This window comes from Phenylobacterium sp. CCH9-H3 (genome assembly GCF_001557235.1).
Taxonomy (GTDB): Bacteria; Pseudomonadota; Alphaproteobacteria; order Caulobacterales; family Caulobacteraceae; genus Phenylobacterium.
The window spans coordinates 34,652-56,953 of record NZ_LSJI01000266.1; the positions used below are offsets into that span (position 1 = coordinate 34,652).

General features: G+C 70.0%; 23 protein-coding genes and 1 tRNA gene. 20 read left to right on the plus strand and 4 right to left on the minus strand.

From position 1 onward, the window contains the following. Positions 1 to 15: 15 nt before the first annotated feature. On the plus strand, positions 16 to 390 hold the full coding sequence (locus tag AX721_RS23250; RefSeq protein WP_068878346.1) for a hypothetical protein: 375 nt from the start codon (positions 16 to 18) through the stop codon (positions 388 to 390). Between the two features lie 3 nt (positions 391 to 393). Here AX721_RS23250 and AX721_RS23255 read toward each other — a convergent pair whose 3' ends face one another. Further along, entirely contained in the window at positions 394 to 1,728 is a 1,335-nt protein-coding gene (locus AX721_RS23255) for a diguanylate cyclase domain-containing protein (RefSeq protein WP_068878347.1), read from the minus strand. A gap of 120 nt (positions 1,729 to 1,848) precedes the next feature. On the opposite strand from AX721_RS23255, the gene AX721_RS23260 reads away from it, so the two are divergent. The 3 genes from AX721_RS23260 (at position 1,849) to AX721_RS23270 (ending at position 4,961) form a co-directional block, all read left to right on the plus strand. After that, a complete protein-coding gene (locus AX721_RS23260) occupies positions 1,849 to 2,613 on the plus strand; it encodes an SDR family NAD(P)-dependent oxidoreductase (RefSeq protein WP_068878348.1) in 765 nt (254 codons plus the stop codon). A 55-nt stretch (positions 2,614 to 2,668) separates the two neighbouring features. Then, complete coding sequence (locus tag AX721_RS23265) at positions 2,669 to 3,799, plus strand: CaiB/BaiF CoA-transferase family protein (RefSeq protein ID WP_068878349.1); 1,131 nt, start codon at positions 2,669 to 2,671, stop codon at positions 3,797 to 3,799. Between the two features lie 208 nt (positions 3,800 to 4,007). After that, entirely contained in the window at positions 4,008 to 4,961 is a 954-nt protein-coding gene (locus AX721_RS23270) for a YihY/virulence factor BrkB family protein (RefSeq protein WP_231754758.1), read from the plus strand. Here AX721_RS23270 and AX721_RS23275 read toward each other — a convergent pair. Together AX721_RS23275 and AX721_RS23280 are read right to left on the minus strand one after the other, a co-directional pair. Beyond that, on the minus strand, positions 4,958 to 5,188 hold the full coding sequence (locus tag AX721_RS23275) for a sulfurtransferase TusA family protein (protein ID WP_068878351.1): 231 nt from the start codon (positions 5,186 to 5,188) through the stop codon (positions 4,958 to 4,960). The genes AX721_RS23270 and AX721_RS23275 overlap by 4 nt on opposite strands. Positions 5,189 to 5,310: 122 nt before the next feature. Beyond that, positions 5,311 to 6,873: a vWA domain-containing protein gene (locus tag AX721_RS23280; RefSeq protein WP_082765362.1), complete on the minus strand. Its 1,563-nt coding sequence runs from the start codon at positions 6,871 to 6,873 to the stop codon at positions 5,311 to 5,313. Positions 6,874 to 7,009: 136 nt separating this feature from the next. Between AX721_RS23280 and AX721_RS23285 the strand changes: the two genes are divergently transcribed. From AX721_RS23285 to AX721_RS23360, 16 genes are all read left to right on the plus strand, one after another. Further along, entirely contained in the window at positions 7,010 to 7,528 is a 519-nt protein-coding gene (locus tag AX721_RS23285) for a TadE/TadG family type IV pilus assembly protein (RefSeq protein ID WP_068878353.1), read from the plus strand. After that, positions 7,525 to 8,049, plus strand: a complete 525-nt coding sequence (locus AX721_RS23290; protein WP_068878354.1) for a TadE/TadG family type IV pilus assembly protein — start codon at positions 7,525 to 7,527, stop codon at positions 8,047 to 8,049. Before AX721_RS23285 ends, AX721_RS23290 begins: the two co-directional genes overlap by 4 nt. Before the next feature lie 52 nt (positions 8,050 to 8,101). Then, a tRNA-Ser gene (locus tag AX721_RS23295) sits at positions 8,102 to 8,191 on the plus strand. 73 nt (positions 8,192 to 8,264) lie between these two features. Continuing rightward, complete coding sequence (locus AX721_RS23300; RefSeq protein WP_068878355.1) at positions 8,265 to 9,269, plus strand: septal ring lytic transglycosylase RlpA family protein; 1,005 nt, start codon at positions 8,265 to 8,267, stop codon at positions 9,267 to 9,269. Positions 9,270 to 9,300: 31 nt separating this feature from the next. Next, the gene (gene tmk, locus AX721_RS23305) at positions 9,301 to 9,936 is read left to right on the plus strand and encodes a dTMP kinase (RefSeq protein WP_068878356.1); all 636 of its coding nucleotides are present in this window, start codon (positions 9,301 to 9,303) and stop codon (positions 9,934 to 9,936) included. Next, on the plus strand, positions 9,929 to 10,930 hold the full coding sequence (locus AX721_RS23310) for a DNA polymerase III subunit delta' (RefSeq protein WP_068878357.1): 1,002 nt from the start codon (positions 9,929 to 9,931) through the stop codon (positions 10,928 to 10,930). Before tmk ends, AX721_RS23310 begins: the two co-directional genes overlap by 8 nt. Before the next feature lie 8 nt (positions 10,931 to 10,938). Beyond that, the gene (locus AX721_RS23315; protein ID WP_068878358.1) at positions 10,939 to 11,715 is read left to right on the plus strand and encodes a TatD family hydrolase; all 777 of its coding nucleotides are present in this window, start codon (positions 10,939 to 10,941) and stop codon (positions 11,713 to 11,715) included. Then, positions 11,712 to 12,530, plus strand: coding sequence for an MBL fold metallo-hydrolase (locus tag AX721_RS23320; protein WP_068878359.1), 819 nt, complete (start codon positions 11,712 to 11,714; stop codon positions 12,528 to 12,530). Before AX721_RS23315 ends, AX721_RS23320 begins: the two co-directional genes overlap by 4 nt. Then, positions 12,527 to 13,135 (plus strand): phosphoribosylglycinamide formyltransferase, encoded by a 609-nt coding sequence (locus AX721_RS23325; RefSeq protein ID WP_082765364.1) that lies wholly within the window; start codon positions 12,527 to 12,529, stop codon positions 13,133 to 13,135. The genes AX721_RS23320 and AX721_RS23325 overlap by 4 nt, the downstream gene beginning before the upstream one ends. Next, positions 13,125 to 13,508 carry a putative quinol monooxygenase gene (locus AX721_RS23330; protein WP_068878360.1) on the plus strand — a complete coding sequence of 128 codons (384 nt, stop codon included), beginning with the start codon at positions 13,125 to 13,127 and terminating at the stop codon, positions 13,506 to 13,508. The genes AX721_RS23325 and AX721_RS23330 overlap by 11 nt, the downstream gene beginning before the upstream one ends. A 62-nt stretch (positions 13,509 to 13,570) precedes the next feature. Continuing rightward, complete coding sequence (locus AX721_RS23335; protein WP_068878361.1) at positions 13,571 to 15,259, plus strand: class I adenylate-forming enzyme family protein; 1,689 nt, start codon at positions 13,571 to 13,573, stop codon at positions 15,257 to 15,259. Between the two features lie 113 nt (positions 15,260 to 15,372). Next, entirely contained in the window at positions 15,373 to 16,317 is a 945-nt protein-coding gene (locus tag AX721_RS23340; protein WP_068878387.1) for a helix-turn-helix domain-containing protein, read from the plus strand. Between the two features lie 66 nt (positions 16,318 to 16,383). Further along, positions 16,384 to 17,445 carry a hypothetical protein gene (locus tag AX721_RS23345; protein ID WP_068878362.1) on the plus strand — a complete coding sequence of 354 codons (1,062 nt, stop codon included), beginning with the start codon at positions 16,384 to 16,386 and terminating at the stop codon, positions 17,443 to 17,445. 72 nt (positions 17,446 to 17,517) lie between these two features. Continuing rightward, positions 17,518 to 18,414, plus strand: coding sequence for an SDR family NAD(P)-dependent oxidoreductase (locus AX721_RS23350; protein WP_068878363.1), 897 nt, complete (start codon positions 17,518 to 17,520; stop codon positions 18,412 to 18,414). A 15-nt stretch (positions 18,415 to 18,429) separates the two neighbouring features. Then, entirely contained in the window at positions 18,430 to 19,650 is a 1,221-nt protein-coding gene (locus AX721_RS23355; RefSeq protein ID WP_068878364.1) for an acetyl-CoA acetyltransferase, read from the plus strand. A 2-nt stretch (positions 19,651 to 19,652) separates the two neighbouring features. Continuing rightward, on the plus strand, positions 19,653 to 21,443 hold the full coding sequence (locus tag AX721_RS23360) for an AMP-binding protein (protein WP_068878365.1): 1,791 nt from the start codon (positions 19,653 to 19,655) through the stop codon (positions 21,441 to 21,443). Between the two features lie 3 nt (positions 21,444 to 21,446). Here the strand turns inward: AX721_RS23360 and AX721_RS23365 are convergent, their stop codons facing one another. After that, positions 21,447 to 22,271 (minus strand): SDR family NAD(P)-dependent oxidoreductase, encoded by an 825-nt coding sequence (locus AX721_RS23365; protein ID WP_068878366.1) that lies wholly within the window; start codon positions 22,269 to 22,271, stop codon positions 21,447 to 21,449. Between the last annotated feature and the right edge of the window lie 31 nt (positions 22,272 to 22,302).

Here is a 22,302-nt window from a genome sequence, read left to right on the forward strand (position 1 = left end):
CGAGGAGACATGCCGATGCGCCCCTTTGCACTCGCCCTTGCCGCCGGCGCCCTCGCGGCCGGCCTCGCGTCCTCCGCCTTCGCGCAGACCCCGGCTGCCGACGTCGCCGACGTGCGCTGCCTGATGGTGCTGCAGGCGGTGGGCAACGACCCGAAGCAGCGGGACGCCGCGGCGCGCGGCGTCTACTACTACCTCGGCCGGCTGTCGGCCCGCGGCCCCATGGCGCGCCTGGAAGCCTCCATGCTGGCCGAGGGCCGGAAGATGAACGCCCCGGCTGCGGTGCAGGCGGAGCTCACCCGCTGCGGCGCCGAGCTCAATCAGCGGACGGGCGAGCTGCAGGCGATCAATCAGCGGCTGCAGAAGCAGTTCGCGCCGCCAGCCAAGAAATAGGCCTCAGCCCGCCTTGAGGCTCTGGGCCATGGCGGCGGCCTGTTCGAGGGCGTAGCCGACGCTGTCCGGCGAGGCGACCTCGGCGACGCCAAGATCGAACTCGACGACGAAGGGCGTGGCGCCCTGTCCCGCCTCGAAGGCCGTGCAGCCGATCACCGCGGCGATGCGCTCCCCGGCCGAGCGGGCCGCGTGCAGGCTCGTGGCGGGCAGGGCGAGAGCGAACACCTCGGGCGCGAGGCGTGCGGCGGTGTCTTCCACACGGACCAGGCGGCCGATCATGGAGCCGATCTGGGGAACGGCGCGGGCGACCCAGCCGCCGGTGCGCGGCGCTTTGAGGTCCGGCTTCTCGGCCACCTTCAGCATGCAGATGCTCAAGGGGCGGTTCCGCTCGCGGGCGCTCCGGGCCAGGCGCATCAGGTGGCCGGCGAACAGGTCGCGGGTGAAGAGACCCGTGGCCGCGTCCATCAGGCCCGAACCGCGGGCCCGCTCCAGCGCGGCGCGCACCGATTTCTGTCGGCGGAAGGACCGGGCCAGCTCGACAACCCGAAGCGCGGTCTCGGTCTCCGGCGTTTCGGGCGAGGCGACGTCGGAGATTCCGCGATGATAGGCCTCCGCCGCGGTGACCGCCGATTCGGCGCGCATGTAGAGTAGGGCGGGCGTGTGGTAGAGCCGCGTGTTCCGCCGCAGTCCCGCGGCGATCGACAACGCCTCGTGCGGGTTGTCGCCGGCCCATAGGACTACCGCGTCGAACGGCCGCTCGTGCAGATAGTCGAACGCGGTGAAGGCGGTGAAGGCGCCCACCACCTCGGCGCCGTTGCGCTGCAGGGCATTGGAGAGCGCCAGGAACTGCGGCGCGGGCTCTCCAATGGCCAGGACGCGGAAAGGTGTCGGATCCAGCTCGGGCGCGTCCAGCACATGACCGCGTTCGGAGAAGGTCTCGACCCGGACCTCGAACTCCTCTTCGGCCACCGCCGTGCGGACCAGGCTCTCCAGGCGCATGGCGGCCTGGGCGGGGTGCAGGGGCGCAGCCAGGGTCAGGTCGTAGCCGTGATCCTTCTGGAAGGGGTCGGGCGCGCCCATGGCCATGATCGGGAGGCGACGCGGCGCGCAGGCGGCGCGCAGGCGGTCGGCCAGGCCCTCGGCGGCGCCGTGGTCCATTTCGGCCAGGTCGACGATCGCGGCCTGGATCTGGAGGTCGGAGAGCGCGGCCGCGGCGGCCGCTTCGCTGCGGGCGGTGACCGTGCGCCAGCCGAGCTTGTCCAGCCCCTCGGCCAACGGGCCGGCTGTGGAATCGTCGCGAGCGACGATAAGCACTCGCGCCTGAAGCCCTGCGGCCATATCCCCATCCAATCGCGCCCTGATCTGTCCTAAGCACGGAATCGCACAGGGCCGGAAGAGTTGTCCCATACCCGCCCGCGGGTTGCAGAAGAGTTTCATTGTCGCAGGAGGTCTAAGGTCGTGGGGGTCGAACTGACGGGGAAGGTGGCCGCGGTCACCGGTGCGAGCGGGGGCCTGGGCGCGCATTTCGCGAAGCTGCTGGCCGCGAATGGCGCGGCCGTCGCCGTGACGGCGCGGCGCGTGGACAGGATCCAGGCCATCGCCGACGAGATCAACGCCGGCGGCGGCAAGGCCGTGGCCCTCGCGCTGGACGTGGGCGACGCCGAGGCGATCGGCCCCGCGCTGGACCGCGTCCAGGAGGAACTGGGCGGCCTCGACATCCTGGTCAACAACGCGGGCATCGGCGGGGAGGGGCTGGCCCTCGACATCTCGGTCGAGGATTTCGACCAGACCTTCGCGGTGAACGTGCGCGGGACGTTCTTTGCGGCCCGCGAAGCGGCTAGGCGGATGATCGCCGCCCAGGTCGAGGGGCGGATCGTCAACATCGCCTCGATCGCCAGCCACACCGTCCTGCCGGGCCTTTCGGCCTACTGCGGGTCCAAGGCGGCCGTCGCAATGCTGACCAAGAGCCTGGCGCGGGAATGGGCCCGCCGGGGGATCGCCGTGAACGCCCTGGCGCCGGGCTACATCGAGACCGCGATCAACGACGCCTGGTGGCCGACGGAAGGCGGCCAGAAGCAGCTCAAGGGCTTCCCGCGCCGTCGGCTGATGGACGCGAGCGACCTGGACGCGGCGTTCCTGCTGCTGGCCGGGCCGGCGGCCCGCGCCATCACGGGCGCGCTGATCACCGTGGACGACGGACAGTCGCTGCCCGGCGGCGGCTAGGCTTGGCTGACCGAAGGGCAAGAGGCTTAGATCGCGCGAAAACTGGGAGGACAGCATGCGTCAGGGTCCGCTAACCGGCCTGAAGATCGTCGAATTCGCAGGGATCGGCCCCGGCCCCTTCTGCGGCATGCTGTTGTCCGACCTGGGCGCCGACGTGGTGCGCATCGACCGCAAAGGGCAGGGCCGGGGCGCGCCGTCCGACATCACCTCGCGCGGCCGCCGCTCGGTGGCGCTGGACCTGAAGAAGCCGGAGGCGGTCGAGGCCTGCCTGAAGCTGATGGACGGCGCCGACGCGATCATCGAGGGCTTCCGGCCGGGCGTCATGGAGCGCCTGGGCCTGGGGCCGGACGTGGCGCTGAAGCGCAATCCGAAGCTGGTGTTCGGGCGGATGACCGGCTGGGGCCAGACGGGTCCCTACGCCCACGCCGCCGGCCACGACATGAACTACATCGCCATCACCGGCGCGCTGCACGCCATCGGCACCGACGACAAGCCGGTGCCGCCGCTGAACCTGGTGGGGGATTTCGGGGGCGGGGCGCTCTACCTCGCCTTTGGCCTGTTGGCCGGCGTGATCCAGGCGCGCGAGACGGGCAGGGGGCAGGTGATCGACTGCGCCATGAGCGACGGCGCGGCCTCGCTGATGGCCATGTTCTACGGCTTCAAAGCCGCCGGCATGTGGAAGGAGCAGCGACGCTCGAACATGCTGGATGGCGGGGCCCACTTCTACGACACCTACCAGTGCCGGGACGGCAAATGGGTGTCGATCGGCTCCATCGAGCCGCAGTTCTACGCCCTGTTGCTGGAGAAGACCGGGATCGACGATCCGGAGTTCCAGAAGCAGAACGACCGGAGTGTGTGGCCCGCCCTGCGTGAGAAGCTGGCCGACGTCATCGCCCAGAAGACCCGCGACGAGTGGACCGAGATCATGGGCGGCACGGACGTCTGCTTCGCCCCGGTCCTCGACCTGGACGAGGCCCCGAAGCACCCGCACAACGCCGCGCGCGAAACGTTCGTGACCCTGGGTGGTGTCGTCCAGCCAGCGCCCGCGCCGCGGTTCTCGGCGACGCCGGGCAAGATCCAGGGACCGCCGCCGGCCATCGGCGCCCACGACCGCGAAGCGCTGTCCGACTGGGGCTTCTCGGACGGCGAAATCGGCGCTTTGCAGAGCGCGGGGGCGCTCGCCTAGCTTCCGAATTCGGCAACACGTTATCTGAAAGCGCCGTTCAGGCGCGGTTCAGCCGGCGGGGCCCAGATTGCCCCCCGGATCGGACGTCGCGCTCTCCCGTCCCTCGAAGCGGCGGCCGGCCCGGATGGAAAGACACGCCCATCGGCGGCGCGCCACCTACTAACCCGGGTGGCGCGCCGTTATCATTTGGGCCAAGGCTTACCGGACCTTGAGTCGAGCCTTCACCGCCGCGCGCATGACCCTTTCCGAGATGATCCGGCGCGTTCGCCAGGGGGACTGGGATCCCGTCCACGGCCTGCGGCTGGGCCTCACCGTGCTGGGCAAGGCGCTGGCCCGACTCTGGGGCCGCGACGTCATGCTCTACAATGGCGGGGTCTCGTTCTTCGTCATGCTCGCCATCTTCCCCGCGCTGGCGATCGTCATGGGGCTTTACAGCCTGCTGTCGGATCCCGCCCAGGTCGCCGCGCAGGGCGAGGCCATGGCGAAGGTGATGCCCGACGCGGCCCGGCTGATCTTCCAGAGCGAGCTCGTCCGCCTGTCCCGGGCGCCGCCCGAGACCGTCTCGGTCCAGAGCATGGTGGCGCTGGTGATCGGCGGCTATGCCTCGCATCGGGGGTTCAAGGCCCTGCTGGCCGGGCTTTCGTTCATCCATGACGAGGATCGGCCTCGCGGCTTCGTGGGATTCAACCTGCTGGCGTTGGCGGTCCTGATCGCGGCGCTCGGCGCGCTGGGCGTCCTGTCGACTGTGTTCTTCGCCTTCCGCATCGTGGGCGAGACGTTCGGCCTGCGACCGCTGCGCGGCGCGCTCTGGCTTTACAGCGAGTGGACGTGGGCGAGCGCCGGCATGACGCTGGGCATGGCGCTGATCTACCGCTGGGCCATGTCGCGCGACCCGGTGGACTGGCGGGCCTCGCTGCTGGGCGGAGCGGCGGCGGCGGCGCTGTGCATCTTCGCCTCATGGGCGCTGGGCTTCTATGTGGAGGACATCGCTGCGCTCGGCGTGACCTACGGCTCGGTCGCCACAGTGGTCATCTTCCTGATCTGGCTGTCGTGGAACGTGAACGCGGTCTTCTTCGGCGGCGCCCTGGCCACGGAGGTGGAGCTTGCGCTGCATCGGCGGCGCGTGCCCCTGGCCTCGGAGATGGGCGGTCTGCGCGGCTAAGCTTTCGAGAGCAGGAAGCTCAAGGTCCCGTCGGCTTCGGACTGTTCCAGCACCTGGGCGCCGATCTGGGCGGCGAAGTGGGGCACGTCGATCCGGGCGAGGGGATCGTCGGCCAGCAGCCTCACCTGAGCACCGGCAGGCGCCGCCTCCAGGGCGCGCCGGAGCCGCAGGGTCGGAACCGGGCAGCGATGCCCGCGCGCGTCGACCAGGATCTCTTCGGAAGCCATCGCCGGCGCATACACCGGCGGGCGGCTTGGCCCAAGCGCCGCGAGTCCGGCTGTCCAGCAGTAGGACGCGACTTGGCCGGCGGACACCGATGCCCGCCGGCCAAGTTCTTCGCGCCGGGTGTCTACTTCGAGAGGCGCAGGGCCGAGATCTGGCCCGCGATGCTCTGGAACACCGAGGTCAGGGTCGTCGAGTCCTCGACGTTGTAGTAGTGGTCGCGGCTGCTGGCGCAGGCCTCGAGCAGGCTGCTGGAGCCCTCCACGACCCGGATCGTGTAGATCTCGATGTCCTTCTTCTTCATGTTCTCGCACAGCAGCTTCAGGCGATAGTCGAGCGCCGCCGTTCGGGTGGAGTCGGAGGAGCCGATGCCCAGCGGCTGGCCGTTCGACTTGATGACGCGGCCCTGCCAGATGTACCCGGCGCCTGAATAGGTGCCGTCGTTCGGCGTGTCGCGCTGGGCGATGGTGTTCTCGCCGTCCGTCATCAGGATCACGATCTTGCGGTACTTCGGCGTCCCATAGGCGACGCCGTCGGCGAACGGTCCCCAGGGCGAAACCATGTTCCAGCCCCAGGACATGCCGATGGGAATGTTGGTGTTGCCGTCGGCGACGAGCCCGGAGATGTCGTTCCGCAGGCCCTGGAAGTCGGTCGTCAGCCGCCGCATCCGGGCCAGGCCGCAGCCGCGGTTGGGGCCGAACGAGGTGGTCAGCGACGCCTTCTTCTTGCCGGTGTACTTGTTGATCATGCCCTGGCGGACGCGCCAGTCGTTGCTGTTCGTGTTGTCCGGCACATAGTCGTTCTGGTAGTCGCGGGCGTAGCCGCTGGTCTGCACGTCCGGCTCGTCCACGGCGAAGTAGGGCGTGTAAAGCGTCGCCGGCGTGCCGACGGCCGGCGGGGTATCCTCGACGTCGTGCGGTGCCTTGCGCATCTCGAGGCAACCACGCCAAGTGGCGTTCAGGTTCGAGAAGAGCGTGAAGCGGTTGGCCTGCTGGGTGCCGGACGAGGTCGTGAAGATCTCGTTGTTGATCGGCGAGACGCCGTTCTGGTCCACCCACGTCGCGTTGCGATAGGCCGTTTCGTCGACGCGCACGGTATTGGAGAAGGGCACCAGGGCGATCTTGACCGCGTCGGGCTCGACGCTCTTCTTCGCCGCGTCCTCCATCTTGGTGACGAAGTCCGAGGCGGCCGCCTTCATGTCCTTGAGCTTGGTGCCCTCGTTCATCGAGCCGGTCGTATCCAGGACCAGGGCGATCTCGACCTTGACGCTAGTGCGCACTACCTCGGTGCTGGCCTCGATGGACATCACCCCGTCGCTCAGGAGGCCGGCGATGAAGGGCCGCACGTTCAGCTTCGCGCTTGCGACGACCGTGCCGCCTTCGCCGGCCGCGAACGAGCTGGACGCCAGTTCGAGGCCGTCGTCCAACTCCAGGTTCTGGGACAGGATGCGGTCGCCGGTGGCCTTCAGTTCGGAGTCCGATTGGGCCGTGGAGCGCGCCGCGCCAAGGGCGGCGGCGTCCAGCGCGTCCTGCAACTGGGACTTCGCGCTCGTGGCTCGGGCGAGATCCGCGGCGCCGAGGCCGGCGACCGTGAGCGGGGCGATGGCGATGGCGACCACAATCGCGACGTTGCCGCGGTCGTCGAGGCGGGGGACCAGTCGCCCCATGCCGGCGAAACGTGACCTGCGCATGTTCTATCCTGCGATCGATTTCTATTGGCCTTGCTGGATATCGCAGGACGGCTAATCGCTCCTTAGGCAGGACCGTTAAGTTCCGTTCACCGTCATTCGCAACCGGATGTTGGTGCAACCCGGTCAGGCTGCCGGCATGTTCAAGATCAAGGCGCATGCGGCCCCAAGACGGGTCTTTCGCCGCGACGAGAGCGGCGCGGCGGCGATCGAGTTCGCGCTCGTCGCGCCCCTGCTGTTCTTCACGCTGCTGTCGCTGGTGGAGCTGGGCGTGCTCGGCATGCTGACCGTCGGGCTCGACAATTCGATGGTCCAGGCCGCGCGCCTGATCCGGACCGGACAGCCGACGGCGGCCACCTCGGCGGCCAGCTTCGAGGATCAGATCTGCGCGAACGTCGCCTCCGTGATGGGCAGCTGCCAGGAGCGCCTGGTGGTGAGCGTGCAGTCGTTCTCGGCGTTTTCCAACGCAGGCGCCGCCGCCAGCGCGCCTCCGGCCGGCCAGTTCAACAAGGGCGGCCCGAACGACATCATCCTGGTCAAGGCCGACTACCGGTGGCCGCTGATGAGTCCCTTCGTCGCCACGGCCTTCAACCGTAGCGGCCCGCTGGAGGTGACCATCAGCGCCCGGACGGCGTTCAAGAACGAGCCCTTCGAATGACGATCAAGCTCCTGCGCCGCCTGGCGGCGGACCGGTCGGGCGCCTCGGCCATCGAGTTCGCCCTGCTGTTTCCCATCCTCTTCGTGCTGCACATCGGCGCCGCAGAGGCGCTGCAGGCCTATATCGCCCAGCGGAACGTGGCTCACATCGCCTCGGCCATCGCCGACGTCACGGCGCGCAGCCGGACGGTCACCGAGGCGGAACTGAACGACATCCTGCTCGCCAGCACCTCGATGATGCATCCGTTCCCCAACATCCGCCTGCAGCGACGGGTGTCGAGCATGAGCTCCGACAACGGCGGCGCGGTCAGCCGGGACTGGACCTCCAGCAAGGACTTTACCGATTCCAGCTCACCGAGCGTCCCGTCCGGATATCTGCAGCCCAACGAGAGCGTCATCGTCACCGACGTGATCTACGACTACCAGCCGACGTTCGGCCTGTTCCTGCCGGATACGATCCGCTTCACGCGCCACGCCTATGTGCGGCCGCGCCTGTCCAGCAAGGTCGAGAAGGTGAGCTGACCTTCGAGAGCCGGTAGAGCCCGCGCCGATCCCCTGCTAGAAGCCGCCTCCCGGACAGGTGGCCGAGTGGTTTAAGGCAGCGGTCTTGAAAACCGCCGTAGGTGAGAGCCTACCGTGGGTTCGAATCCCACCCTGTCCGCCACGCCCCGCGGCAATCTCCGGTTAACCCTGTCGCAAGCTTCCGGGCCGACGATTCCGGTGAGTCGGAGGCGGACATGACGAAATCCACGAACTGCGGACGGTCGATCCGGATCGCGCTGATCCTGTTGGCCGGCGCGTCGGTGACCGCCTGCGTGACGCCGCGCTATCCCAGCCGCGCCGATGGCGTGGGCAAGGCGCCGCCGACGGGGCAGGGCGAGTACAAGGTCGGCAAGCCCTACCAGGTGAACGGCGTCTGGTACGTGCCGCGGGAACAGCCGGACTACGACCAGCGGGGCGTCGCGTCCTGGTACGGGCCCCAGTTCCACATGAAGGCCACCGCCAACGGCGAGACGTTCGACATGAACAACATCTCGGCGGCCCACACGACCCTGCCGCTGCCGTCCATGGTGGAGGTCACCAACCTCGACAATGGCCGCAAGCTGGTGGTGCGCGTCAACGACCGCGGGCCGTTCGCGAACAACCGGATCATCGACCTGTCCCGCGAGGCTGCGCGCCAGCTCGGCTACGATCGCGCGGGCCTCGCCAATGTGCGCGTCCGCTACCTTGGCCCGGCGCCCCTCCTGGGGCCTGGCGCGGGCCTGCGGTACGCCCAGGCCAAGCCGCTGCCCACCCGGGTCGCGACCGCTGCGGCGCCGATGGCGGCGGCGGCGACGTCGGACGACGTGATGGAGATGGCGGCTGGCTCTTCCTCGCCGCGAGCCATGTCCGCCCTGTCGGGGCCGGCCGACGACGTCGCCGTCTCGTCCCTGCCGCCGGTCACTGGCTCGGCCATCTCGGATACGCCGATCGCGGGCCCGACCCTGATGGCCTCGGCGCCCTCCGCCGGCACGGGCCTGAGGATCCAGGCGGGCGCATTCTCCAGCCAGGCGAACGCCCAGCGCGCGGTGGCTCAGCTTTCGTCTGCCGGGATGGCCTCGATCGAGCCGCTCCAGCGCGAAGGCATGACGCTGTACCGGGTGGTGCTGCCGGCGCCGGCCGACGAGGCCGCGGCCTATGCATTGCGGGACCGGGTGGCGGAGATCGGCTTCAGCGACGCCCGCGTGGTCAGCGCCTTCTAGACAAAGCGCTCGAACGCGCCAATTTGGCCGCGTGACACGCGGTCGGTTCATCAGCTTCGAGGGCGGCGAGGGCGCCGGCAAGTCCACCCAGGTGCAGCGCCTCGCCGCGCGGCTTAGGCATGGCGGCCGGGAGGTCGTGACCACCCGAGAGCCGGGCGGTTCGCCCGGCGCCGAGAGCATCCGCGACATCGTGCTCCGCGGCGAGGCCGACCGCTGGAGCCCGACGACCGAGACCCTTCTGATGTATGCCGCCCGCCGCGACCATATCGAGCGGGTGATCCGGCCGGCGCTGGCCCGGGACGCCTGGGTGATCTGCGACCGGTTCGCCGATTCCACGCGCGCCTACCAGGGCGCGGCTGGTGGCGTGGACCCGCGGTTCATCACGGCGCTGGAGACCTTCATCCTGGAGGACACGCGGCCCGACCTGACCCTGGTGTTCGACCTGCCCGCCGAGGTCGGGCTGGAGCGCGCCCATGCCCGGGCCGGGGCCGAGATGCGGTTCGAGTCCAAGGGCATGGCCTTTCACCAGCGCCTGCGTGACGGCTTCCGCGCCATCGCCGCGTCCGAGCCCGAACGGTGCGCCCTGATCGACGCTACGGGCTCGATCGAGGAGGTCGAGGCCGCGGTCTGGGCCGCGGTCGAGGCCAGGCTGGCGGTCCATGGCTGACCTCGAGGTTCCGCATCCGCGCGACATTCACCAGCTGCAGGGCCAGGAGGCCGCCGAAGCCGCCTTCGAGGCGGCCCGCGCGCGCGCGCGTCTTCACCATGCCTGGCTGCTGACCGGCCCGGAGGGCGTCGGCAAGGCGACCTTCGCCTACCGCGCCGCCCGCCGCCTGCTGGGCGCTCCGGCCTATCCCGCCAACGGCCTGCTGGGCGCGGACCCCGAGCATCCCGTGGCCCGTCAGGTGAGCGCCCGCAGCCATCCCGACCTCCTGGTGCTGGAGCGCGAGGGGCCCGATGGCAAGGCGCGCAAGGTCATCCCGGTCGACGACGCGCGGCGGCTGGCCGAGTTCTTCTCGAAGTCCCCGGCCAGCGCGCCGCATCGGGTGGCCATCGTCGATGCAGCCGACGATCTGAACGTCAACGCCGCCAACGCCATCCTGAAGACACTGGAGGAGCCGCCGCCCAGGGGTGTGCTCCTGATGGTCTCGCATTCGCCGGGCCGCCTCCTGCCGACCATACGCTCCCGCTGCCGCCGGCTGGCGTTCCACGCCCTGGGCATCGAGGCGACAGCCGATTTCGTCAGCGCGCGCGCCGACGTGAACCCTGAGGAGGCGCTTCGCCTGGCGCACATGGCCGATGGGGCGCCGGGCCATGCGCTGTCCCTGGCCGCCGCCGGCGCCCTGGCCATGGACGACGCGGCCCGCGACCTACTGGCGGAGCTGCCACGCATCGACGAGACGCGCGCCCTGTCCCTCTCGGAGAAGTTCCGGGGCGGAGAGGGTTCGGCCCAGTTCGCCCTGCTGTTCGAACGCCTGGCCGACCGCGTCCACAAGCTGACCACCGACCGGGCTTCCCAGGGGATCGGGCGGCTTGATCGCTGGGCCCAGGCGTGGGAGACGCTCCAGCGCCTGCCGCGCGAGGTCGAGGCCCTGAACCTCGACCGCGCCGACGCCCTGTTCACCGCGCTGACGGAGCTCCGCCAGGCCGCCCAGGCCTGAAGCCGCCCATGCTGATCGACAGCCACGTCAACCTACACGCCCCGCAATTCGACGAGGATCGGGACGCCGTCATCGACCGCGCCCGCGCCGCCGGGGTGCGGCTGATGGTCAACATATGCGACCGCGTGTCGAATTTCCCGGCCGTCCGCGCCCTGGCCGATCAGCCGGACATCTGGTGCACGGTGGGCACCCACCCGCACGAGGCCAAGGAAGACCCCGAGCTCGCGACGGCCCGCCTCGTCGAGCTCGCGGCGGACCCGCGGGTGGTCGGGATCGGCGAGTGCGGGCTCGACTTCCACTACGACCTCAGCCCCCGCGACATCCAGGCCAAGGTGTTCCGCGCGCATGTGGCGGCGGCGCGCCAGACGGGGTTGCCGCTGGTGGTGCACACCCGCGAGGCCGACCAGGTGATGGGGGAGATCCTGGAGGAGGAATACGCCGCCGGCCCCTTCCGCCTCCTCATGCACTGCTACACCTCGGGCGCGGAGCTGGCGCGCCGCGCCGCGGCCCTGGGCGCCTGGTTCTCGGTCTCGGGCATCGCGACCTTCAAGGCCGCCGAGGACGTCCGCGCTGTGATCCGGGACATGCCCGCCCAACGGATCATCGTCGAGACGGATTGCCCCTACCTGGCGCCGGTCCCGCACCGGGGGCGCCGCAACGAGCCGGCCTATATCCCGCACGTGCTGGCCAAGCTGGCGGAGGTGCGGGGCTGGAGCCTTGACGAGGCCGAGCAGCGGACGACGGACGCCTTCTTCGACCTGTTCGACCGGATCCCGCGACCATGAGCGGGACGCTGGAGATCACGATCCTGGGCTGCGGCTCGTCGGGCGGCGTGCCGCGGGCGGATGGCGACTGGGGGATCTGCGACCCGGCGGAGCCGAAGAACTTTCGCACGCGGTGCTCCATGCTCGTCCGGCGGCGGGGCGAGGGCGAGCAGACGACACTCTTCGTGGACACCTCGCCGGAGTTCCGCATCCAGAGCGCCCGCGCCAGCGTGAAGCGCTGCGACGCAGTGCTGCTGACCCACGACCATGCCGACCAGGTGCATGGCCTCGACGATATCCGCGCCTTCTACCTGCGCCAGCAGGCGCGAATCCCCTGCTGGATGGACGCGGCCACCGAGGCCACCATGATGCGGCGGTTCGGCTACATCTTCGAGGGCGAGGGCGGCTATCCCGCGATTTGCGACCGCCGCCTGATCCCGTCCCACGGCGTGCCCTGGGAGGTCGACGGGCCGTCGGGCGCCATCCCGGTCGTCACCTTCGACCAGGACCATGGCGGTGTGAGGTCTGTCGGCTATCGCTTTGGCGATATTGCCTATTCCAGCGATGTGGTCGGGTTGGACGAGACCGCGTTCGAGGCCCTGGCCGGCCTGGATGTCTGGGTCGTCGACGCCCTGCGCCGCCGGCCCCACCCCACCCATGCGCACCTGGACCTGGCGCTGGAGTGGATCGCGCGGGTCAAGCCAAGGCGCGCGATCCTGACCAACATGCACATCGATATGGATTTCCAGCGGCTGCGCGCGGAGCTGCCCGATGGCGTCGAGCCGGCCTACGACGGCATGGTCTTCGAACACGAATTGAAGGCTATATCGATTTGAATTCCCCGCTGAAACTTGGATTTCTGGCGTCGGGGAACGGATCCAGCGCCGAAGCGGTCGTCGACGCCATCGCAGCTGGCGAACTGGCCGCCGAACCCCGCCTGCTGGTCAGCAACAAGAAGGGCGCGCCGGCCCTCGAGTGGGCGCAGGCGCGCGGGGTGCCGGTGCTGGCAATCCCGACTCTGGCGGATCCCGACGCCGCCGATGCGGCGCTCGCCCAGGCGATGACGGCCCGTGGGGTCGAGCTGATCGTGATGTCGGGATACCTGCGCCGCCTGGGCCCGAAGACGCTGGCACGGTACGCGGGCCGGATCCTCAATATCCACCCCGGACCGCTGCCCCGTTTCGGGGGCGAAGGCATGTACGGCGCGCGGGTGCACGCGGCGGTGATCGCGTCGGGTGTGCCGCAGAGCGCCATTGTGATCCACGCCGTGGACGAGGTGTATGACCACGGGCCGGAACTTGCCCGCCGGTCCGTGCCCATCGTGACCGGCGACACGCCGGACAGCCTGGAGGCGCGCGTGAAGGCGCTGGAACCCCGGTTCTTCGTGGAGACGCTGCAGGAGATCGCCGCGGGGCGGCTGGAGCTTCCCCATGCCGGTTGAACGCCGCGCCGTCCTTGCAGGCGCCGCCGCCCTGGCGGCCACGGGCTCTGGCGCCAACGCGGGAGGCGGCGAGATGTACGGTTTGATCGGCAAGATGCTGGCCCAGCCGGGGCGGCGGGCCGAATTGATCCGGCACATGGTGGGCGGCGTCGACGCCATGCCGGGCTGCCTCAGCTATGTGGTGGCGCTGGATCCGACGAACCCCGACGCCATCTGGATCACGGAAGTCTGGGACAGCCAGGCCAGTCACCAGGCCTCCCTGAAGCTACCCGCGGTGCAGGCCATGATCGCCTTGGCGCGCCCCCTGATCGCCGGCTTCGGCGAGCGCTTCGAGACCCAGCCCGTCGGCGGCTTCGGGCTAAGCAAGCCCTAGTTACTTGCAATACGATACTCACTATGCGAGCTCTGGCCCGGTCGAGAGGCAGGAGGTGAGCCGTGCGTCCCAGTCCGCCGGAGCGGGTTGCCGAGTACCGCCGCAGGGGTTGGTGGCGCGGCCAGACGGTCGATGACCTGTTTCGTGTGGCGGTCGCCGCTCGGCCGGATGACGAGGCCCTGGCCGACGCGCCCAATCGCGAGGCCCTAGTCGGCTCGGCGCCGCAGCGGCTGACCTGGACCGAGGCGGACGCCCGCGTCGACGCCCTGGCCCACGCCTTCGCCGCTCTCGGCGTCCGCCGCGGCGACGTGGTGGCCATGCAGCTTCCGAACCTGGTGGAAGGCGTCCTGGCGTTCCTGGCCTGCGCCCGGATGGGCGCGATCCTGAGCCCGGTGGCGGTGGCCTACCGCGCCCATGAGCTGCGCCAGATCCTGCCGGTCGTGCAACCGCGCCTCTACCTCACCCTCGGCGCGTTCCACGGCTGCGACCACGCGGCCATGCTGGTCGAGCTGAAGCGGGAAGGGGTGACGGACGCCGAGGTGGTGAGCCTGGACGCCGAAGCGCCCGCGGGCGGCCATGTGCTGGCCGAGCGCCTCGCGGCCGCGCCGCCGACGCCCTACGCTACGCCGGCCGATCTCGACGCCGCCGAGGCGCTGACCATCTGCTGGACGTCGGGCACGGAGGCCATGCCCAAGGGCGTGCCGCGCCACCACGACCACTGGGTGGTCAACGGCGAGGCGCTGGTGGAAGCCGCAGGCCTGCATCCGGGCGACACGGTGCTGAACCCGTTCCCGCTGATCAACATCGCCGCGATCGGCGGCATGGTGATGACCTGGCTCGTTTGCCAGGGCCGCCTCGTCCAGCACCATCCCTTCGACCTGGGCGTCTTCCTGCGCCAGATGCAGGCGGAGAAAGTGGCTTACACCGTGGCGCCGCCGGCGGTCCTCAACATGCTGCTCCAGAACGAGGCGCTGCTGGCCGAGGCTGACCTCTCCAACCTGCGTTGCCTGGGCTCGGGGTCCGCCCCCCTGGCGCCATGGATGGTGAAGGGTTGGCAGGAGCGGCACGGCGTGACGGTGATGAACGTGTTCGGCTCCAACGAAGGCGCCTCGCTGTTCTCGACGGGCGAGGCCATCCCGGATCCGGAGCAGCGGGCGCGATTCTTTCCCCGGTTCGGGGCGGACGGCGTGGACTGGCCCGCCGCCTTCCCGGCCAAGATCCGAACCCGGCTCGTCGATCTCGCGACGGGCGCGGACATCACCGAACCCGGCCGGGAAGGGGAGCTGCGGATCGCCGGCGCCATGACTTTCGACGGCTATTTCCAGGCGCCGGACCTGACCCGTTCGGCCTTCGACGAACAGGGCTTCTTCCGGACCGGCGACCTGTTCGAGATCGCGCCGGAAGCGGGCGGCCGCTGCTACCGCTTCGTCGGTCGCTGCAAGGAGATCATCATCCGCGGCGGCCAGAACATCTCGCCCGCCGAGCTGGATGTCCTGATCGAGAGCCACCCCAAGGTGCGGGAAGGCGCCTGCGCCGCCTATCCCGACGAGCGGCTGGGCGAGCGCGTCTGCGCCGTGGTGGCGGTGAAGCCGGGCGAGAGCCTGACCCTCGACGAGCTGAACGACCATCTTCGCGCCCACGAGATCGCGACCTACAAGCTGCCGGAGAAGCTGCGCATCGTCGAAGCCCTGCCGCGCAACCCGCTGAACAAGGTCCTGCGCCGGGAGCTGGCGCCGGTCGCGGCCACCTGACCTTCCGGGAGCACCCTGCCGGATCAAGGACTTGCCGGCCGAAAGCGACTTGCATAGTCGCACCCGTTCCGCGACCTTTGTGAACGACGGTTATGAAAGCGCGCAACGGAACGATGGGCCCGCCCAAATTCATTCGCACCTGCTCGATCTGGCGGGCGCTCGAGGTCGTGGGCGACACCTCGATCCTGCTGATCCTCGAGGCGAGCTGGATCGGCGCCCGCCGCTTCGACGAGTTCCGCACGCGAACGGGCCTGCTCCAGACCCTGCTCAGCGATCGGCTCAAGCGTCTGGTGGCCGCGAACGTCCTGGAAAAGGTGCTCTATAGCGAGGCTCCGCCCCGCTACGAGTACCGGATGACCGAGAAGGGCCGCGACCTCTACTGGCCGGCCCTGATGATGCTGCGCTGGGAGCGGCGTTGGACGCCCACGGCGGGGCGCCTGCAGCTGCGCCTGCGTCACAAGACGTGCGGCCATGTGTTCGAGCCGACGCCCACATGCCTGAAGTGCGGCGACGAGATCAGCGCCCGCGACGTCGACTGGGCGGAAGGCCCCGGGGTCGGCTGGATGGCCGCGCGCTACAGCCGCCGCCGGCAGCAGCGGCACGCCGCGACCGGCGCCCAGGGGTTGATGGTGGATGTGGCCCAGATCACCGGCGACCGCTGGGCCAGCCTGGTCCTGCGGTCCATCTTCACCGGCCTCCGGCGCTTCGACGAGATCCACCGCGATACGGCCATGGCCACGAACATCCTTTCCGAACGCCTCTCGTGGCTGGCGGCGCAGGGCGTGATCCGACCCCATGACCTCGGCGGGCGGCGCTTCGAATATCGGCTGACCGAAAAGGGCGTCGACTACTATCCCGTCCTGCTGATGCTGTTGCGCTGGGGCGACAAGTACTACGTCTCGCCCGAGGGGCCGCCGCTGCTGCTGCGGCACAAGTCGGACGGCCACGACCTGGAGCCGGCGGTGACCTGCTCCTGCTGCGGCCAGCCGGTGGAGCCGCATGCTGTGGCCTATGAGGTGATCGAGGCGGAGAGCCCGAAGGCGCTCGAACCCGCCTGACGTCCGCGCTGTCACTTTCATAACGATACTCGATGCGCTATGCGTCGCGGGGGAGGACGCGCGCGCATGACCTATCGGGTGATCCAGTGGGCGACCGGCGCCATGGGCAAGGCCTGCCTGCGGGCGGTGATCGACCACCCGGCCATGCAGCTGGCGGGCCTCTACGTCTACGGCGACGACAAGGTCGGACGCGACGCCGGCGACATCGCCCGCCGCGATCCGACCGGCGTGATCGCGACGCGGGACGTCGACGAGATCCTGGCCCTGGACGCTGACGTGGTGATCCATTGCGCGCGTCTGGCGCCGCCCTACGGCTCGCACGACGCCGAGATTATCCGGCTGTTGGCCTCGGGCAAGAACGTCATCAGCATCAACGGCTACAGCCGGCCGCAGCACTGGCCGGCGGCGCGGCGCAAGGCTCTGGAGGCCGCCTGCGCGGAGGGCGGAACCAGCCTGATGGCGGCGGGCCTCAATCCAGGGTTCGCAGGCGAGCAGTTGGCCGTGGTCGCCAGCGGCGTCTGCCAGGCCATGGACCATGTGGAGGTGGTCGAGAGCGTCGACTGCCGGGCTGTACGCAATCCCGCCTACGTCTTCAGGATCCTGGGGTTCGGCTCGAATCCTGCGGCCGTCGACGCCAACGACGCGGCGTGGGGCCCCGCCAGTTCCCTGAACGGCATGTACGAGGAAGTGCTCGCCGCCATGGCAGAGCACCTGGGCATGGCCCTGGACGCCGTGCGGACCGACCATCGCGTCTACGGTGCGACGGAGGACCTGACCGTCGCAGCGGGGACGATCCCGGCCGGGCGGATCGCGCATGTGAACTGGCGCTGGAATGGTATCGTCGGCGGCGAAGCGCGGCTCGCCATGTCGATCCACTGGTGGATGGAAGAGGCCCATCTCGACGAGCCCGATCCGCCCCTCTGGCGCGTTCGGATCAAGGGCCACCCGGGCGTCCGCCTGAGCCTGGACCTGGAGAAGCGGGAAGGGGATGCGACCGCCACCTCAGCCGAGCAGATCGCCGTGGCCGGCGCGGTGATCAACGCCGTTCCCCGCGTCGTGGCGGCCCGGCCGGGACTCGTGACCCGTCCCCTCGCGACGCCCTTTTCCGGACAGCTCGCGGACGCTTGATCGCATCTCGCGGCGCAAGTTACTTGCATAACGATACGTGGTGTGGATGATCCCGATGAGGAGGAGCGTGCGATGACCGCAGGAGAGACCGACCTGACCGGCCGCGTCGTCATCGTCACCGGAGCCGGCAAGGGCCTGGGCCGGGCCTACGCCCTCGATCTCGCCGCCCGCGGCGCCTGCGTGGTGGTCAACAATCGCTGGAGCGACCGGACCCAGCCGCCCAGCGCCGAAACCGTCGTCGCCGAGATCGTGGCCCGCGGCGGCCGGGCGATCGCGAACCTGGATCCCGCCGAGGCCCCGGCCACCGGCCGGCGTCTGGTCGAACAGGCGCTGGACACGTTCGGCCGCCTCGATGGCGTGGTGTCCAACGCCGGCGTTCCAGAAACCCTGCGCCTCCACCGGCAGACGGCGGAAGGTTTCCGCCGGGTCTTTGACATCAACTTCTTCGGCGCCTTCGATCTCGTCCATGCCGCCTGGCCGGAGTTGTCCCGGAACGGCGGCCGCATCGTGGTCAGCGCCTCGGCCGCTGGCCTGCACGGCGGCGACGGCATGGCGGCCTATGCCTCATCCAAGGCGGCGCTGATCGGCCTGGTACGGGGATTGGCGACCGAAGGCCGGCCGCGGAACGTCCTGATCAACGCCATCGCACCCTATGCGGTCACCGCCATGACCGAGCCGTACCTCGCCCCGGGCCAGGCGGAGCGGATGGATCCCGCCGCCGTGGCGCCGCTGGTCTCCTGGCTGGTGAGCGAGGCCTGCGACATCACCGGCCAGACGCTGGTCTCCGGCGGCGGGCGGCTGCGCATCGCCACGGCCGTCGAGGGCGCGCCGGTCCGACTGGACGGACCGATCGGCGCGGCGGTCCACGCCGCCATCCGCGCCGAACCGCGCGAGGCCTATCCCGACTCCCACGCGGCCTTCGCGGCCTTCATGGACGGCCGCCCCGCGCTGGCCGCCACCCCCGCATAATCGGACGAGGAACAGATGGTCTATATTCTAGGCGGCTGGCAGTCGGACTTCTCCCAGAACTGGGCCCGTCGGCAGATGGACTTCGCCGACGCCTTCGCCGAGGTGGTGGGCGAGGGGCTCGCCGCCGTCGACCTGGAGCCCAAGGACATCGACACCGGCCACGTGGGCAACTTCGTGGGTGAGCTGTTCGCCGGCCAGGGTCTGCTGGGCGGTTTCTTCGGCCTCGTGCATCCCGACTTCGACGGCATGCCGACCGCCCGGCACGAGGCGGCCTGCGCCTCGGGCAGCGTGGCGATCCTCGCCGCCACCGCCGAGATCGAGGCCGGCCGCTACGACACTGCCTGCGTCGTCGGCCTGGAGATGATGCGCAATGTCTCGGGCCAGCAGGCGGCGCAGAACCTGGGCGCGGCGGCCTGGACCGGCCACGAACTGCAGGACGCGACCTATCTCTGGCCGCGCGCCTTCTCGGACCTGGGCGAGGAGTACGACCGCCGGTGGGGCCTGAAGTACGAGCACCTGATGCGGATCGCGGAGATCAACTTCGCCAACGCCAAGAAGAACCCCAACGCCCAGACCCGGCAGTGGGCGTTCAACGACAAGAGCTTCACCGCCGACGACGAGGCCAATCCGGTCATCGAGGGCATGATCCGCAAGAACGACTGCGGCCAGGTCACCGATGGCGCAGCGGTCGTGTTCCTCGCCTCGGAGAAGGCCGCCCGCGAATATGCCGACAAGCGCGGCGTGCCGCTGGAGAGCCTGCCGCGGATCAAGGGCTGGGGGCATACCTCGGCGCCGATCAGCTACGACCGCAAGGTGCGCGCCAGCGAGGGCCAGCCCTACGTCTTCCCGCGGGTCAAACAGGCGATCGACGCGGCGCGCGGCCGCGCCGGGGTGACGGACATCTCGGAGCTGGACGCCGTCGAGACCCACGACTGCTTCACCACCACGGAATACATGGCCATCGAGCATCTCGGCCTGACCGCCCCCGGCGAAGCCTGGAAGGCCGTGGAGGACGGCTCCATCGAGATCAGCGGGCGCCTGCCGATCAACCCGTCCGGCGGCCTGATCGGCCTCGGCCACCCGGTGGGCGCCACCGGCGTGCGGATGACGCTGGACGCCTTCAAGCAGGTGACCGGCCAAGCGGGCGACTACCAGGTCGAGGGGGCCAAGACCGTCCAGACGCTGAACATCGGCGGCTCGACCACCACCACGGTCAGCCTCGTCGTCGGCGTCTGAGGATGGCCGACAGCGCCGAGGCCCCCGTGAAGGCGCCGTTTCGCGAGGCGCACCTGATGCCCGTGGACCTGGAGATTGAGCGTCGCCCGGACGGCACGGTCCTCATCGCCTCCAGGATCCCGCTGCGGCCGTACGAGGCCAACATCCCGGCCGCCTTCGCCCGCCGGGCCGAGGTGTCTGCCGAGAAACCAGCATTGGCCCAGCGAGGCGCCGACGGTGAATGGGCCTACACCTCGTACGCCCAGCTCAAGCGGGACATGGACGCCGCCACCCAGTGGCTGCTCAGCGAGGCCCCCGCGGGCCCGGTGCTGATCCTGGCCGGGAACACGCCCGCCTTCGCGGTGATGAGCTTCGCCGCCCAGGCCGCGGGTCGCGCGGCCTGCCCAGTCAGCGTCACCTATGCGGCGCTCGGCGGCGACTATGGCCGCCTGGCGCATGTGGTCGACAAGGTGAAACCGGGCGTGGTGTTCGCCGAAGACACCGCCATGGCCAAGGGCGCGCTGGACAGCCTGGACCTACACGGCGCGCACATCGTGACGGCGACGCCCGCCGCCCTGTCCAAGTCCGCCACAGCCTATGCGGACGTCCTGGCGACGCCGATCACGGCCGCGGTCGCCGCCTCCATCGCTGGATTGAAGCCGCAGGACCGGGCCGCCCTGATGCTGACGTCGGGATCGACCGGCCTGCCCAAGGTCGTGCCCATCACCTTCGACAACCTGATGGCCAATTCCACCCAGTGCCAGCAGACCATCGGGGAGGCGGCGGGTTGGCATGACGTGATGCTGGACTGGCTGCCCTGGCATCATGCGGCCGGCGCCTTCGTGCTGCGGACGACCCTGCTGGAGGGCGGCACGCTCTACATCGACGACGGCAAGCCGGCGCCCGGCCTGTTCGAGACGTCGATCCAGAACCTGCGCGAGATCCCGGTCAGCTACTTCAACAATGTGCCGCTGGGCTACGCCATGCTGGTGGACGCCCTGGAGCAGGACGCGGTCCTGCGGGCGACCTTCTTCAAGAAGATGCGCCTGATGCTCTATGGCGGCGCGGGCCTGCCGCAGACCGTCATGGACCGCCTGCAGGCCGCCGCCGTCGCCGAGACCGGCCACCGGATCATGATGACCAGCGGCTACGGCATGACCGAAACCGTTTCGGCCTTCATGGTCATCCACTTCGAGACCGACCGGGTGGGCATCGGCCTGCCGGCGCCGGGCACGACGATCAAGCTGTCGCCGAGCGGTGACCGCTACGAACTGCGCGCTCGCGGGCCCAACGTCACGACGGGCTACCTCGACGAGCCGGAGAAGACGGCGGCGGCGTTCGACGAGGAGGGATTCTACCGGACGGGGGACCTCGTGGTGTTCCACGATGCGCAGGACCCGACCAAGGGGCTGGCGTTCTCGGGGCGGGCCGCCGAGGAGTTCAAGCTCTCCAGCGGCGCCTGGGTCTATGGCGGCGCCGTGCGCGACGGGCTGATCAAGGCGCTGTCGCCGCTGGTGACGGACCTGGTGCTCTGCGACGACGGCCGCCCCTGGCTGGGCGTGATGCTGTGGCCCAAGCCCGATGCCGACCCGGCGGAGATCGCCAAGCGCCTGGCGGCGTTCAACGGCGGGCAGCACGGCAGCGCGGGGCGCGTGAAGCGGGCGCTGCTGCTCACCGAGCCGCCCAGCGCCAACGCCCACGAGATCTCGGACAAGGGCACCATCAACCGCCGGGCCGTGATCGACCGCCGGGCAGGGGAGGTGGAACGGCTCTACGCGGAAATCCCTGATGAGGAGGTGATCGTCCTTGGCTGAGGGCTAACGCTGCGTGTGCGGCGTCCACTCGGCGCCGACCTGCGCATAGTCGGCGCTGAACCAGCGAGGATAGCCGTGCAGGGTCTGGCCGCCGTCGGCCAGCACCTCGGCGCCGGTGACGTAGCCTGCCTCGTCGCTGCACAGGAAGGCGGCCAGGCGCGCGATATCCTCCGGCCGCCCCAGGCGGCCCACCGGCGTGTTGGAGATCGCGTCCGCCCGCACCGCCGGATCGTCGATCAGCGACCTGGTCATCGCGGTCTCGATCACGCCCGGGAGGACCAGGTTCACCCGGATCCGCCAGACCCCCAGCTCGGACGCCAGCGACTTGGCCAGCATCCGCACGCCCGCCTTTGACGCGGCATAGGCGCCCAGCAGGTCGCAGATATGGGTGGCGGCGGTCGATGCGGTGAACAGGATCGCGCCGCCCCGGCCTCCGTCGCGCATGAGGCGCGCGGCGGCCTGAGCCATGAGGAAGCCGCCGTTCAGGTTGACGTCCACGTGCTTGCGCCACTGGTCGAACGGCGTGTCGATAAGCGCGCCATAGCGGCCATAGCCCGCGTTGAGGAAGGCGGCGTCGAGGCGGCCGAAGCGGTCCCGGATCGCCGAGAACAGCCCTGCGACCGCGTCCGGATCGGATTGATCGCAGGCGTGGGCCAGCACGCCCCGGCCCGCCGCGCCCAGCGCCCTGGCGACCTCTTCCAGCGCGTCCGCCCGCCGGTCGGTGACCACGAGGTCGGCCCCGCGCGCCGCGAAGGCGGCCGCCCCGGCCGCGCCAATGTCGCCCGCCGCGCCCGTGACGAGGACCGTGCGTCCACTGTAGTCGACCATCTCGCCGCCTCCGTTTTCGCTTGCCGCGCCT